This is a genomic window from Nocardia sp. NPDC004711, assembly GCF_053601595.1.
This window is the reverse complement of record NZ_JBSGCB010000043.1, coordinates 1-13,601: the sequence shown is the minus strand read 5'-3', so window position 1 is coordinate 13,601 and position 13,601 is coordinate 1. Positions and strand designations below refer to the sequence as shown.

General features: G+C 66.5%; 11 protein-coding genes. 4 read left to right on the top strand and 7 right to left on the bottom strand.

What is annotated here, in order from left to right:
- Positions 1 to 87 precede the first annotated feature (87 nt).
- Positions 88 to 468: a hypothetical protein gene (locus ACWEKS_RS34560; protein WP_452344003.1), complete on the bottom strand. Its 381-nt coding sequence runs from the start codon at positions 466 to 468 to the stop codon at positions 88 to 90.
- 35 nt (positions 469 to 503) lie between these two features.
- On the opposite strand from ACWEKS_RS34560, the gene ACWEKS_RS34555 reads away from it, so the two are divergent.
- Entirely contained in the window at positions 504 to 746 is a 243-nt protein-coding gene (locus ACWEKS_RS34555; RefSeq protein WP_379386853.1) for a hypothetical protein, read from the top strand.
- 71 nt (positions 747 to 817) lie between these two features.
- Here ACWEKS_RS34555 and serA read toward each other — a convergent pair whose 3' ends face one another.
- Positions 818 to 2,416, bottom strand: coding sequence for a phosphoglycerate dehydrogenase (gene serA / locus ACWEKS_RS34550; RefSeq protein ID WP_452344002.1), 1,599 nt, complete (start codon positions 2,414 to 2,416; stop codon positions 818 to 820).
- Positions 2,417 to 3,182: 766 nt separating this feature from the next.
- On the opposite strand from serA, the gene ACWEKS_RS34545 reads away from it, so the two are divergent.
- On the top strand, positions 3,183 to 4,193 hold the full coding sequence (locus tag ACWEKS_RS34545) for a nucleotidyltransferase domain-containing protein (RefSeq protein ID WP_452344001.1): 1,011 nt from the start codon (positions 3,183 to 3,185) through the stop codon (positions 4,191 to 4,193).
- Between the two features lie 86 nt (positions 4,194 to 4,279).
- Here the strand turns inward: ACWEKS_RS34545 and ACWEKS_RS34540 are convergent, their stop codons facing one another.
- Positions 4,280 to 4,498 carry a cold-shock protein gene (locus tag ACWEKS_RS34540; protein WP_452344000.1) on the bottom strand — a complete coding sequence of 73 codons (219 nt, stop codon included), beginning with the start codon at positions 4,496 to 4,498 and terminating at the stop codon, positions 4,280 to 4,282.
- 705 nt (positions 4,499 to 5,203) lie between these two features.
- Positions 5,204 to 7,252 (bottom strand): ATP-binding protein, encoded by a 2,049-nt coding sequence (locus tag ACWEKS_RS34535; protein ID WP_452343999.1) that lies wholly within the window; start codon positions 7,250 to 7,252, stop codon positions 5,204 to 5,206.
- A 908-nt stretch (positions 7,253 to 8,160) separates the two neighbouring features.
- Here ACWEKS_RS34535 and ACWEKS_RS34530 point away from each other — a divergent pair.
- Positions 8,161 to 9,171, top strand: a complete 1,011-nt coding sequence (locus ACWEKS_RS34530) for an MBL fold metallo-hydrolase (protein WP_452343998.1) — start codon at positions 8,161 to 8,163, stop codon at positions 9,169 to 9,171.
- A 109-nt stretch (positions 9,172 to 9,280) separates the two neighbouring features.
- Here ACWEKS_RS34530 and ACWEKS_RS34525 read toward each other — a convergent pair whose 3' ends face one another.
- Both ACWEKS_RS34525 and ACWEKS_RS34520 read right to left on the bottom strand, forming a co-directional pair.
- Positions 9,281 to 9,781, bottom strand: coding sequence for an N-acetyltransferase family protein (locus ACWEKS_RS34525; protein ID WP_452343997.1), 501 nt, complete (start codon positions 9,779 to 9,781; stop codon positions 9,281 to 9,283).
- 3 nt (positions 9,782 to 9,784) lie between these two features.
- Positions 9,785 to 11,857 (bottom strand): neutral/alkaline ceramidase, encoded by a 2,073-nt coding sequence (locus ACWEKS_RS34520; RefSeq protein ID WP_452343996.1) that lies wholly within the window; start codon positions 11,855 to 11,857, stop codon positions 9,785 to 9,787.
- A gap of 453 nt (positions 11,858 to 12,310) precedes the next feature.
- Between ACWEKS_RS34520 and ACWEKS_RS34515 the strand changes: the two genes are divergently transcribed.
- A complete protein-coding gene (locus ACWEKS_RS34515) occupies positions 12,311 to 13,135 on the top strand; it encodes a DUF559 domain-containing protein (RefSeq protein WP_452343995.1) in 825 nt (274 codons plus the stop codon).
- An 88-nt stretch (positions 13,136 to 13,223) separates the two neighbouring features.
- On the opposite strand, the gene ACWEKS_RS34510 is transcribed toward ACWEKS_RS34515, so the two are convergent.
- A partial coding sequence (locus ACWEKS_RS34510) for an alpha/beta fold hydrolase (protein WP_452343994.1) occupies positions 13,224 to 13,601 on the bottom strand: 378 nt, incomplete at its 5' end.

The window sequence follows — 13,601 nt, the reverse complement described above, 5'->3', positions numbered from 1 at the left end:
GCTCCGTTCGATAAAACGCGCGGGTGATCCTCTCCGCGCTGGCAGGAGAGTCACCGGCCACCATAGCGGGTACGCCCGCAACCCCTTTCACCAGGGCGAATCGCTCCCAACCAGTGGGATCACCGGCCGCTCGCACCGGTCGTGGCGGCACGTGGGCCAGGGCCGAATTCCCGCGCGGCGGCACTCCTGTTGCACGCGCAGGGCAAGAGCGTCCTGCTGCCCCGCCACCGTCCGGCACCATTCCTGCGCCTGCGTGCCACACGCCCGCTGCTGCTGACCACCCATGGTCCCGGCGGAAAGCACTGCGACACAACCATTCTCGGAGCGCGAGTAATCCGGCCGATGATCGAACACCGCCCACGCCACCACCCCCGCCACGATCAGCGTGACGACGACGGTGCTCCCGATCAGCAGATTGCGCCGCTCCCGCGCGGACAGCGGCTCGGTCGGCGGCGTCTTTCCTCGCATTCATCAATCATGGCGGCGTCGGTAGTGTTCGGTGGATGTTCGACAATCTCCGACTCGAGCGCAAACTTCATCGCCTGGAACGCAAGATCGATCTCATCATCGAGCATCTCGGTATCGCCGATCCTGGCGGCGTCATCGACTACAGCGCGATCGACGATCTCCTGCAGCGCGGCAAGAAGATCCAGGCCATCAAGCTGTACCGGGACCAGGACCCGACGGCCGGTCTGGCCGAAGCGCGCGACGCGATCGAAGCCCGGGATCGCCGGCCGGGTCGCTGATACTTCCCCCCGAACGCATCGGGCCCCTTCCACTGTCCGTGGAAGGGGCCCTCATCGCGTAGCGGTCTATCTCAGTCCAGGCTGACCAGGGCGACCTTGGCCGCGCCGACGGCCTCGGCGATGGCGGTCTGGACGTCGGCCGGGACCTCCTTGTTGACGCGGAGGACGACGGTGGCGCCTTCCTGGTCGAGGTCCTGGGTGAGCTGGGCGGCGAGGATGTCGATGCCCGCGTCGCCGAGCTTGGTGGCCAGGCGGCCGAGCTGGCCGGGCTTGTCCTCGTAGGCGAGGACGGCCAGGTTCAGGCCCTCGGCGCGCATGTCGTAGTTGCGGCCGTTGATGTTGACGATCTTCTCGACCTGAGCGGGCTCGGTCAGGGTGCCGGCCACATTCAGGGTGCGGCCGTCGCCGAACACGGCGCGCAAGTCGACCAGGCTGCGGTGGGTCGGGCTCTCGCTGTGGGTGGTGACGGAGGCCTCGAGGCCGCGGTCCTTGGCCAGCGACGGGGCGTTGACGAAGGTCACCGAGTCCTCGATGAGGGCCGAGAACACGCCGCGCAGAGCCGAGAGCTCGAACACCGCAACGTCTTCCGAGGACAGCTCGCCGCGCACCTGGACCTCGAGGGAGACCGGCAGCTCGTCGGCGAGGGCGCCCAGCAGCGCGCCCTGCTTGCGGACGATGTCCAGCCACGGGGCGACGATCTCGTTGACCGCGCCACCGGTGACGTTCACCGCGCCGGGCACGAACTCGCCGGCGAGGGCGAGCTGGACGGACTTGGCGACATCGGTGCCGGCGCGGTCCTGGGCCTCGGCGGTGGAGGCGCCCAGGTGCGGGGTCACCACGACCTGCGGCAGGTTGAACAGCGGGCTGTCGGTGGACGGCTCGGTCTCGAAGACGTCGATACCGGCGGCGCGCACGTGGCCGGAGGTGATGGCGTCGGCCAGGGCCTGCTCGTCGATCAGACCGCCGCGGGCGGCGTTGACGATGATGACGCCCTTCTTGGTCTTGGCGAGCGTCTCCTTGTTCAGCATGCCCTTGGTCTCAGGAGTCTTGGGCAGGTGAATGGAGATGAAGTCGGCGCGCTCGAGCACCTCGTCCAGGGTCAGCAGCTCGATGCCCAGCTGGGCGGCGCGGGCCGGCGAGGTGTAGGGGTCGTACGCGACGACCTTGGTCTCGAAGGCGGCGAGACGCTGCGCGAACAGCTGGCCGATACGGCCCAGGCCGATGACGCCGACGGTCTTGCCGAAGATCTCGACACCGTTGAACTTGCTGCGCTGCCAGGTGTGCTCGCGCAGGGTGGCGTCGGCGGCCGGGATCTGGCGGGCGGCCGAGAGCAGCAGGGTGACGGCGTGCTCGGCGGCGGTGTGGATGTTGGAGGTCGGCGCGTTGACGACCATGACGCCGCGCTCGGTGGCCGCGGGCACGTCGACATTGTCGAGGCCGACGCCGGCCCGGGCGACGATCTTGAGGTTCTTGCCGGCCTCGAGCACCTCGGCATCGACGGTGGTGGCCGAACGGACCAGCAGCGCATCGGCTTCCGGCACGGCCGCGAGCAGCTCGGGGCGGTTGGGGCCATCGACCCAGCGCACCTCGACACCGTCGCCGAGCGCGTCGACGGTCGACTGGGCGAGCTTGTCGGCGATCAGAACAACAGGACGGCCTGCTTGGCTCACGGTGGGGTACTCCTGAGGAAGGGTTCCGGGATTTACGGGCGATAGCTTAGTGCGCTGGGATCCGGGGGGTTTTACCGCCTGGTAGGCAACTGCCATCAAACCTGTGAACTGCGGGTTTACCCGGAGTGTGTGTCGGAGATCCCGGAACCGGCCCGGGCAGCACGACTCAGGCGGCAACTTCGGCCGTCAGCAGCGGATCTGCTGCCGCGCCGTCGGTCCAGATCTGCGCCAGTGACTGCAGCGCTTCGATATTCACAGTGACAGCCCCGATTCCGCTTCTCGCGTGGATCTTTCGGTGCGTCGCTTCTCACCTGCGGGTTCCACGTCAGGCGGCCGGTAGGTCGGCATCCCACCAGGCCGGGGTGTCGGCGGCCTGGTCCGCGGCGGCGATCATGATGTCGGCCACGGCGTATCCGAAATAGGGCATTGCCGGGAAGGTGTCCCAGCGAAAGTGCGACCTCGACTTTCGGCTGAATTCGACGGACTTGCACGCTCTCGAGACGCAATTCAGGGCGTTGAGACATCCTTCACGGATAGCCGAAAGCCCGGCGTCGGAGCTACGGAGTCCGAGACCGGGCTTTCGAAAGTCGAGTAATCGACGTCAGCAGTTCCTAGCGGCCGAAGGAGCCGGTCCACAGGGTGGACAGGATGCCGTGCAGCGCGGCCGAACCGGTGTCGAGCAGGCCGTTGAGGGCAGCGGAACCGGTGTCGATGATAACGGGGATCATGAAAATACCTCTTCTGAATTCCGTACGAACTTTCTGACATGAAGCCTATCGGGCCGGTTTCACGGCCTGTTACGGCGGATTTACGTGATGTGACTGGTGTCACACCATCCGGATTCTGTGGTCCCATTCATATGAGTGTCGAATTCCCGCCATATAACGCGGCTATCACGCCCCTATTTCTGGGGGCCTCGTCGCACGGAAAACGCGTGGACCAGCGGGATCCCGGGGCGCTAACGTCGACCGTCATGACCCTGCGCTCGATCCCCGCTTCCATGGACCCGGCGGTGGTCGCCACGATCGACGGCGAACTGGACCGGATCGTGCGCGAACACCGCGTCGACGTGCTGCTCGCCATCGAGAGCGGCAGCCGCGCCTGGGGCTTCCCCTCCCCCGACTCGGACTACGACTGCCGCTTCGTCTACCTCCGGCCGCTGGACGGCTACCTCACCCCCTGGCCCGGTCGCGACGTCATCGAGACCCCTTTGGTTGGCTTACTCGATGTCAATGGCTGGGACCTCGTGAAGGCGTTGCGATTGCTGGTGAACGGGAACGCAGTCCTCATCGAATGGCTGATGTCGCCGATCGTCTACCGCGGTGACACGCAATTCCGGGACGAATTGCGCGCACTGGCCGACGAAGTCGCCGACCGCAACCGGGTGGCCCGGCACTACCTGCATCTGGGCCGCCGGCAGTGGCGTCTCTTCGATACCAATCGTTCGCTGAAAAAGGTGTTCTATTCTTTGCGGCCGGCCATGGCATTGCGCTGGCTACACGAATACCCGGATAAAGCGGTGGCACCGATGCATTTGCCGACCCTGCTCGGCGAATGCGACCTTCCCGGCGATTTCACCACCGCGGTGAAAGAACTGACGGAATTGAAATCCCGCACCCGGGAAATGGGCGCCGGCAGCGTGCCCGAACCGATCGCGACGTTCATCTCCGCCGAATTCGAGCGAGCCGCCGCGGAATTCGTCGGGGACAACGCGGCCCACCGGCAACATGCACAGGCTCTGTGCGCGGAATTCTTCCGGCGGCGGCTGCACGGCTGACAGCATCCCCCGAGCATCACGCAGCGGCGGCCGCCCCGATCACCTCGGGACGACCGCCGCGTGCGTGTTCGGCCGGGCGCCGCGTCTCAGTAGTCGGCTCCCGCGATGACCCGCACGATCAGCGCCTCGGGCCCCGGCTTGGTGCGCCGCACCTCGAACTCGACCCGCTGCCCCTCCACAAGCGACCGGAAGCCCTCGCCCTCCACCGCGGTGTACTCCACGAACACGTCCGGCTCGCCACTGTCCGGACTCAGGAACCCGAACCCCTTTTCGCTGTCGAACCACTTCACCGTGCCGTGCACCATTACCAAACCTTCTCGATCCGACCGGACTCCCACGCCCCCGCGCGTGCCGCGGTCCATGGTGTCACGCCCCCGGCCCGCACGGTCGGCCGCCACGCCCGCCCAGCCGCTCCTACAGCCAAGGCGACTCACACGGCCCTACCTCCCTATCGAATTTCCCTGCCCCCACGTATCACTCGCCCGCCGACTTCCTCTGCGCCGAACCTCCTGGCCAACGCCCTTCCCGCACATCCCGTTTCACCTCGAATCCCGCACCACCACAACCGCCCTCCCGCGCCCGCAGACGCACCTTCCGACCAACTTCCCGACCAAGATCAGAGAGCTGCGATGGCGGTGATACAGACAAAGCTGCGCGGTGAGAGCTCCTTGATCCTGGTTCGCCCAGGGTGGTCGTGCGGTGTCACCCCTGCACGGCCGCCGCATCGCATTTGTACATTCGCGTCCGCGGGACGAGGTCACCGTGAGTCGCGGCCAGCTGCCTCATCTTTCGCGGCGCCTTGCGCCGCAGGTGCCCGGGCCGGCCCTTCTTCGGCCCGGGCACCGCGCCCCGCATCGCGCACTGCCGCGTCACGCGGGCCGTGCCCCTCCGGCCCGGCGCTGACAATGCGGCGCGGGCGACCCCACCCCGGGGTCGCTGGAGGTCAGGCAGCTCTGGTGGTGGCGATTCGGGCGAATCTCCTCGATGCGAGCTCCCTGATCCTGGTTTCCTCAGCCGGCGCGCATGTTTCGGGGCGGGGTGTTCTCGTCGGCTTCGGGATCTCGCATGGCGTAGACGCGTTCGAGGAAGTCGCGGTGGGCTCGGAGGGTGGCGTCGAGGAGTTCGCGCCAGGTGCGGCGGTCCACTCGCTGGTCGCTGACCAGGGAGGAGAGGGACGCGGGGCCGAGCTTGTCGATGTGGTCGACGATGAAAGTGAGACGGCGGCGCGGGAATTGGGCGCCGATGCGGGGGTTCTCGTCGAGGAAGTGGTCGAGTTCGTAGAGGTAGTTGACGGCGCGGTTGTACTCCTCGTCGGTGAGGTGGTAGTCCATGCGCTTGATCTCGACGATCCACAGTTCGCCGGAGTCGTGCAGCAGGACGAAGTCGGGTTCGCGCTTCTCGCTGCCGATGGACGTGGTCACCAGCGGGGTGCCGAATTTCTGTGCGTACCAGCGTTCGAAGCTGGCGCGCACGCGTTTGAGGGATTCGTTCATGCCCAGCGGGGTCCACTCGGGGGCGAGCAGCCAGGGGGCGGATTCGATGAGCTCCTGGAAGGGTCGTTCCAGAGAGCGGCGGTCGTCGATGAGCGAGCGCAGCCGGTTCACCACGGCGACACGCTCACTGGCGATCTGGCCCAGCGAGTAGATCTCGGCCACCCGGGCCCGCTCGAACAGCGCGACCACGACGTCCAGTGCGGGATCGGCGTCCTCGGCGATCTCCTTGAGGGTGTCGAGCAGGCTGCGCTGCGGGCCCAGCGACAGCGCCAGCCGCAGCATGTTCTCGATGTGCGCGGGATCGTCCATCGAGGCACGATCCTTGTGCGCCACCAGGATTCGTGCCGCGTCCAGGACGGAGTCGCGGAACACGCGGTCGCCGGGCGCGATGGCGTCGAGGGTCTCGTGGATGCGGGAGCGCTCGACGAACTCCTCCCAGACCCGGCGGCGGATGGATTTCTCGCCGAGCCTTCCGATCTCCTTGATCAGCGCCCGGCCCCACTGCGCGAGCGCCTCACCGCGCGGGGAGCTCCACATGATGTCCTGGCGGTCGGAGCGGACGAGATCGTCGTCATCGTCGAGCCAGTCGACGTGGATCGCGCCGACCAGATAGGAGCGCAGTTTGAATTCGCCGGTGAATCCGGAGGAGATACCGAAATCCCTTGTCTGCGCGACGATCTTGCCGCGCGCGTAAATGCGGACCCCGGCCATCGCCTCGTCGCGGTACGGCTGTTTCGAGTAGGCGATCCACCCCGTCACCGGCAGGAATTGCCGCCCGAATCGCACCGGCACCCGGCCGGCGTCGATCCGGGTCTCCTCCATGACGTCGATCGGCAGCTGGCTGAGAATGAAGCTCTCCGGGCCGATGGCATTGCGCACCTCCACCCGCCAGTCCGCGCGTTCGATGCCGAAACGGGCCGCCAGCTGCCGGTTCAGTTCGGTCCCCGTATTCACCCGCTTGCGAAAGAAATTCCTCAGGATGATGGTGGTGCCCCGTTGGGAGGTGAAGGTGCCGTCCAGACGGCCCGGGCGGGGGAAGTAATCGCTCTCGGTGTCGGAGAGCATGTCGTCGAGGTCCATCACGATGTGGGAGACGATCCACCCCAAGGGTGTTCGGTCCTCGTCCCGGCTGCCGGCCGTGATCACCTCGATGGTGCGGCAGATGCCGAAGGCGGCCAGCTTGCCGATTCCCTTGCGCCCCATCACCGGCCGCCGCCGTTCCCGGGACAGATCGGACCCGGTGCGCACACGCCGGTCGGACCCGACCATCAGGTAGTGCTCGTTTATCTCCTCGGCGGTCATCCCGTGCCCGTTGTCGGAGACGACGATCTCGTACACCGGTTCGTCTGCGGCCCTGACGGTTCCGGCCAGCATCGCGCCCCACGGCAGCACGACCTCCACCTCGGTGGCGTCGGCATCGTAGGAATTGGCGATGAGTTCGGCCAGGACCGCCGAGACCCTGTCGTAGAGCCGAATGCCGAGTTTGTCGATCGCCAGCCGGCTGATGCGCATCGTGTACTTGTGGTCATCGCGATCATGCGCGCCCGCACGCACTTCCGGATACATGTCAGGCCCCCATTGCCTACCGGCAGCCTTCGTTCAGCTACCTCTGAATTCGATGCAACGCCGATTGATTAACAGCAGGCTGAACATTTACCGACCGCTTAGTCACGGTGTGATTCCAGGATTCACCAACCGATAGCCCACGGCAACGGCAAGGTCTCGGTTACCTACGCGAGTGTGCGAGCGCCCCTTGATAACCCGCTCCCTGGCGTTCACCCACGCGCCCGCCGGCCCCGTTCCCACTGGCGTGGGACCAATCGGCGAGGCCGATGTCCGCCCCGAGATCCGGATGTCGGCCATCGAGCAGATGAGAATCCCCACCATTCCAGAACCCGGGCGACGACAACCAATTGGCTTCGGCCTCGACCAATTCGGCCGATCGAAGGTCGGATGAGTGGCGTCCGCACCCCGGCGGCGACTCCTCGCCCCGCAGCGCATCCGTCGTTCCAGGCATATCTGCCGCGGTCGGCACGACCGCGACCGAACGACGATTGGCGACCACAGCACCCGCTCGATCGTGCCGTACGACATATCGGAGAGGCTCGAGCAATACGCGTCTCGAACAATTGCGTGGTCGCCGTGCGGTCTGCGGCATCACTGTCGGTGATAGTGCGACCGTGCTCGCGCCATCGAGCCAAGAGACGCCGCGAGCTGCGATGTGAAGCCAGGCTTCAGGGCATATCCGCCCAGCGTTGCGCTCTGGGCCTCGGTGATACTGCCGCCTCGCTCACGCCTCCGAGCCGAGCGATGTATCCGGCGACGGTGCAGCGCCGGGTTGCAGGGCGGATACGCCGAGGGTTGTGCGGGGACCGGTGGTGAGGGCAGGCGGATGACAGGTCAGGCGGATGCGGGGCAGAATGCGGGGCGGCGGCGGGCGGTGTCCGCTGTGACGCGAGACAAAGGGGTACCGGGTGGCCAGTAGTCAGACCATTGCCGCACGTCAGCGCTTTTTCGGGGAGGCGGCGGTGGACCCGGTCAGCGGGGCGGTGCGGGAGGATCAGGTGCTGGTGTCCTGGTTCGGGTGTGCCAGTTTCGCGGTGGCCATGGGTGGCGTGGTGTTTCTGCTGGACGCGTGGGTCCCGCGCGGGGCGACGTCCGGGTATGTGCCGACCGGGCCGGAGGAGGTCGCGGCGCTGGATCCAGCGGCGATCTTCATCGGGCACGGGCATTTCGATCATGCGGCCGATGCCGGGGCGATCGCGCGGGCGAGCGGGGCGGTGGTGCACGGGACAGCCGAGCATTGCGCGACGGCTCGCAAGCAGGTGGGCGGGGCCGAATTGGCTTGTCAGGAACTGGGTTCCGGCAAGTCCGCGCCGGGCGACCGCTACGACTTCGAGCTCGCGCCGGAACTTTCGGTGACCGCGGTGCGCCACCTGCACTCGGCACGGACACCGCGGCACGAGGGCGCGGATGCCTCCGCACCCGTGCGACCCAAGCCCTGCCTGTGCGATGTCCGCGCCTATCCCCCGGGGCTGGCCGACGCCGGACACCTGGCGCGCAACCTGCTCGCGCCGGAGGGCGGAGTTCTGCTGTACCAGTTCCGGCTCGGCGATTTCGTGCTGACCTGGCACGATTCCTCCGGCCCGCTGCTGGACAAGGCACCGCATGTCCTGGATGTGCTGCGCGCGCTGCCCGCATCGGACGTGCACATCGGCGCGGTGCAGGGGTACAACCAGTTCACGAATGGGCTGCGGGACCCGCGCAGCTATATCGAGGCGCTGCGGCCGAAGGTGTTCGTGCCCAACCATCACGACAACTGGCTGCCGCTGATCACCGCCCGGGGTGAGGCGTTCCGGACGCCGCTGCACGAGGAGGTCGCGCGGATGCCGGAGGGTGAGCGGCCGGAGGTCCGGATGCTGCTGGACCGCGACGACTATCTCGCGCCGGGCCGGTTGGCCTTCGACCTCGCACCGCAGGACTGATCGGCTGGAGTGCAGGGCTGGTCGGCCGACAGGCGGACGGCGAATGGTCGACGCCAACGGGCTGCGCTGCAGCCCGGTCAGAGCGGCATTGTGCCGAAGGGCCCGTCGATCAGCGGAAGCGGAGAAGCATTGTGATGCTAGTGGTTCCGGCCGGATTGATCTGCTCCGATCCCGGGACGTCGACGAAGCCGAGACGTTCGTAGAGTCGCCGGGCCGGATTCTCCAGGCGGACACTCAGACTCACGGCGCCGTACTGCTCACGGGCGGCGTCGAGGAGTGAGGTCATCAGCTTCGTCCCGAGTCCGGTCCCACGGCTCTCGGGTGCGACACCGATTGCCAGCTCTGGAGTGTCGTCATCGACGTAGCCGAAGGCGGCGTTCTCGGCGGTGAACCTGCGCAGCCAGGCCGCGCCCAGCAGCACCCCGTCGGTCCCGCCGACCACACCGAGATCACCCGCGGCGCCCCAGTCTTGGACGTAACGCGCCACATTCGACTGATCCATCAGCTGTTCGGGCGAGGTCAGGCCCCGGTCACGGGCGTGTGACGCCTCGAACAGCATGGCCCACAGGAACTTCTCGTCGGCCAATTCAGCCGGCCGGACAAACACCATGCCTCAGCCGACCACGAATTCCGCTGATGTTCCAGTGAATTCGTTGATCGTTCCGGCGCCGTCGCGACTGTCGCCGGTGTACTGAATGCGATAGCGGCCCGAAGGGGCAGTGTCGGGCACCGTCCACTGAATGGCGATGGTGGAGGCGGCGGGCTGGCCGTCCGGGCGGGACCAGTGCAGTTCGGTGCACCAGTCGTTGTCGTCGTAGACGCGCCGCCAGTTGTCGCCGGAGCTCTGCTGGACCTCGAAGTAGGTGCCGTCCAGGTGGAAGTTGTTATTGGGGTGAGCGCCGACGAACTCCACCGAAACCGTCTGTCCTGCCCCGTAGTTCGCGTCAGGCTGGATGAGAACGTCACCGTAGGCGCGACCGGCGTACGGCAGGTCGGCCGGGACCGGCGGCAGCAGGTTCGGCTGCAATCCGAAGGCCCAGTCGAGCGGGGCCGGGCCGCGGCCGAGATCGATGCGTGCCGCCAAAGCCTTTGCCAGCCGGTCGAATTCCTGCATGTGGGCCGAGAGCGTCCAGCGCCCGTATAGGGTTTCGCCGCCCTCGTACTGCTGGGAGGCGTATTCCTCAGGGGTGGTGACGTATCCGCAGTAGCCGTTGGCGTAGCCCTGCAGCAGCACGTTCTCCAGCGGCACATTCAATGCCCGCGCCACCAGTCGCCGGATTCGCAGCCCCGACACGACGGTGTACTCCGACGGCCCCGAGGCCAGCACCAGATCGCCGATGCGCATCAGCTGCAGCGGCACGATCTGCGGCACCCACGGCCGCGGCGGCAGCACTCCCAGTGGGGCCAGAATCAGTTTGGGCGCCTGCACATCTCGCATCCAGTCTTCGATCGGCGAGTTGAGTCCGCCGAGCGCGGCCACCATCGGATTGGCGTCGCCCTCCTGCAGGAACGACAGCTGCGAGTTCCAGTTGTCCTCGGTGCTGGTCGCCATGGCCGCCGCGCCCATCATGGCGGGCGAGGTGCGGGCCGGCTTGCCATCCGGGGTGTAGTCGCCGGCGATGGCGGTGTCCGCGAGGTTCACATAGTGCAGCACCGAATCCACGCCGGCACTGCCCATCGGCGTCGCGGCGTCGAAAGCCTTTCGGCCCGCCTGATATTGACGTTCACCGATGATGGCGCAGTTGGTGCGATTGTCCTCGGTCGGCCCCGACGGATGCATGGGCCGGATCCACAGGTTGGGCGTCATATCGCCCGCATTGGTCTGCGGGAACGCGGCCACGAACGACGGCGCGCCGTCGAGGTGCCGCACACCCATCTCGTCGTGCTCCCAGCGATAGCTGGCGTATCCCTTGTTGTCCGCGGAGATGAGGGTGTTGCGATCGGTCAGCGAGGTACCGTGCGTCGCGAACCAGGTGATCGCCCCGACATCCTTGCCGCCCTGCCGGAATCGCAGCACGGTGACCTGCGGATCGATGGCATCCGGAAACGCCGCCTTGTCCTCATCCGGATTGGCCTCGAACGCCACCCGCGACCGGTTCACGCTGGCATCGTGCAACTCCCCCCGCCCGAGCATGATCGACCCCGGCCCGAGATTCTCGTGCGCCGCAACGATCGCCTTCACGATCCCGTTCACCTCGGCATCATGCGAGTTCTGCTGAAACCCCATGGCCGCAAGCGAATACGCATACTCCCGCGCGGTACCACCACACGAGTTGTGGTTGTGCGTCGCATTCAGATTGACGTTCCGCTCGGTATACAGATCCCCGAACCGCTGCTGAAGTTGCTGCATCACCACCAGATGCACCGACTGGAACAAGCAGGCATTGTCCGTATTCACGAACGCAACCCGATCCCCCGTAGCCTGATCCACCACGACGTAGGCCCGCGCGTAACACCGCGTCAACAGCCCCGTAGTGACCTGATCGGCCTCGGAGTACCCCATCATCCCCTGCCCCGCCGGGGCCCCGGTGATATCCGCGATCCCCACCCCGACCAGGTAATCCTGCCCCGCAGCCCGATGCCTGATGGGTTGCGCCCCAACCATATTCGCACCGAACGCCGCCGCACCGGCCCCCACGCCGCCCACCGCAGCCCCCACCAGCACAGCCCGCCGGGACAGAGTCATCGCATCCTCACTTCCACACCCGCGACAATGCGAACCAGCCCGCACCCGCCAAAGAGTGAACCTGTTTCATTTCAGGTTTCCCGCAGACTAGTCGGTCACTTGACCAATTTCTAGCCAGAGGAGCCGCACCGCGCCCACCACCCTATCGCCAGTCACCGCCTCACAGCCGCCGCACACGCTGGTTCCGCCAGGTCAACACAGGTTTCCTCGACTCCAGCAACCAACAGCACCTACTCCCGTCCCCGCAAGAGTTTGCACAGACGAAACCTCACCAGCATCGCGTCGGCCGGCCTCGTCGACGACTCGCGAGCAACCGCCGGCCGGTTCATCCGCAAGTGAAATGTCGGCACACTCGAATCAACTTATTTCCACAGCCGCACCGCCATCCACAGACTCGACATAATCACAGCTCGCCGCGACGGTTTTGTCCGGGCACAGTGACACGCTTGCCCGATGATTCGTACACGCAGCGAACTCCTTGCGGAGGGCATCCCGGTCGGCACGATCAACGACCGCTCCCGGCGCGGCGTCTACAGAAGACTGCTCCCTCGTACGTATTGCCTCGGCGCGCCGACCACTCTCGATAGATGTCATGCGGTCATCGCCTGGCAGCCCCGCGCGATCCTCAGCCATCGCACCGCCGCCTGGTTGCACGGACTCCTTCCTGATGAGCCGACCCACGTGGAGGCGACCATCCCCAAGGATTCCGACCGCAGCACCCCGGACTGGCTGCGGCTCTACCGCCGCCGTCTCCGCGCCGAATGGATCGACGAACGCTACGACCTGCCTCTCACGACAGCGGCCTTGACCGTGTTCGACTGCGCCTCGGTCCTTCCCGAGCGGGAGGCCGATGCGCTGATCGATCTGCACGTGGGCCGGCGCGTGTCAGGGCCGGCCTTGCTCGAATTGTGCGAATCCCACCTGCATGGGTCTTCCACTGTTCGTAGACAACTCCGCGAGGCCGCGATCCACGCGGCGTCGGAGCCGGAACGCCTGTTCGCGCGAGCCCTGAACCGCCGAGGCATGCGCCTGCTCTGCAATCACCCGATCGGCCCGTACCGCTGCGACTTCGTCGACGAACGATCGCGCACCGTCATAGAGATCGACGGCCGCGAATTCCACAGCGAGTCCAGGGCCTTCCGTCACGACAGGCGTCGACAGAACGAACTCATGCTCGATGGGTGGCTCGTGCTGAGGTACGCCGCAGCCGACGTGTATCAATCGGTCGACAGATGCGTCGACGAGGCCACAGCAGCCATCAGACGCCGCAGACGGTAACCCGGTCAGATCCCGCACTTTCCTCGTCATCCACCACCATTTCGACCGGAAATCACCCCCTAGTGCGAGCCTGCACCGGCCACATAACCTACGCGGTCTCAGCAGCCAACTCGATCAGCCGCGCCCGCACCAGCTCGGGCCGCTCATCGACGATGAAATGCCCGCACCCCTCCACCATTTCGAGCGTGTAGTCATCCGCCCGCGCCGTCTCCGCCGCAGCCAGCGAATAGTGCACCGCCGCATCGTCTTTCCCGAACAACGCCCGCACCGGCACGGTAGCCCGCCTGCGTTCCGGATTCCGAACCGCCGCCGGCACCTCCTTCAACAGGAACGTCCGATACGTATCCCGCGCAGACCGCGCGACCACCGGATGTTGGCCGTCGCTGAGTTTGCCGATGTTGGCGTCATCGGTGGTGCCGATGATGAGGGGATGGGAACGGCCTCGCTCGGCTGGGTGAGCGAGGCC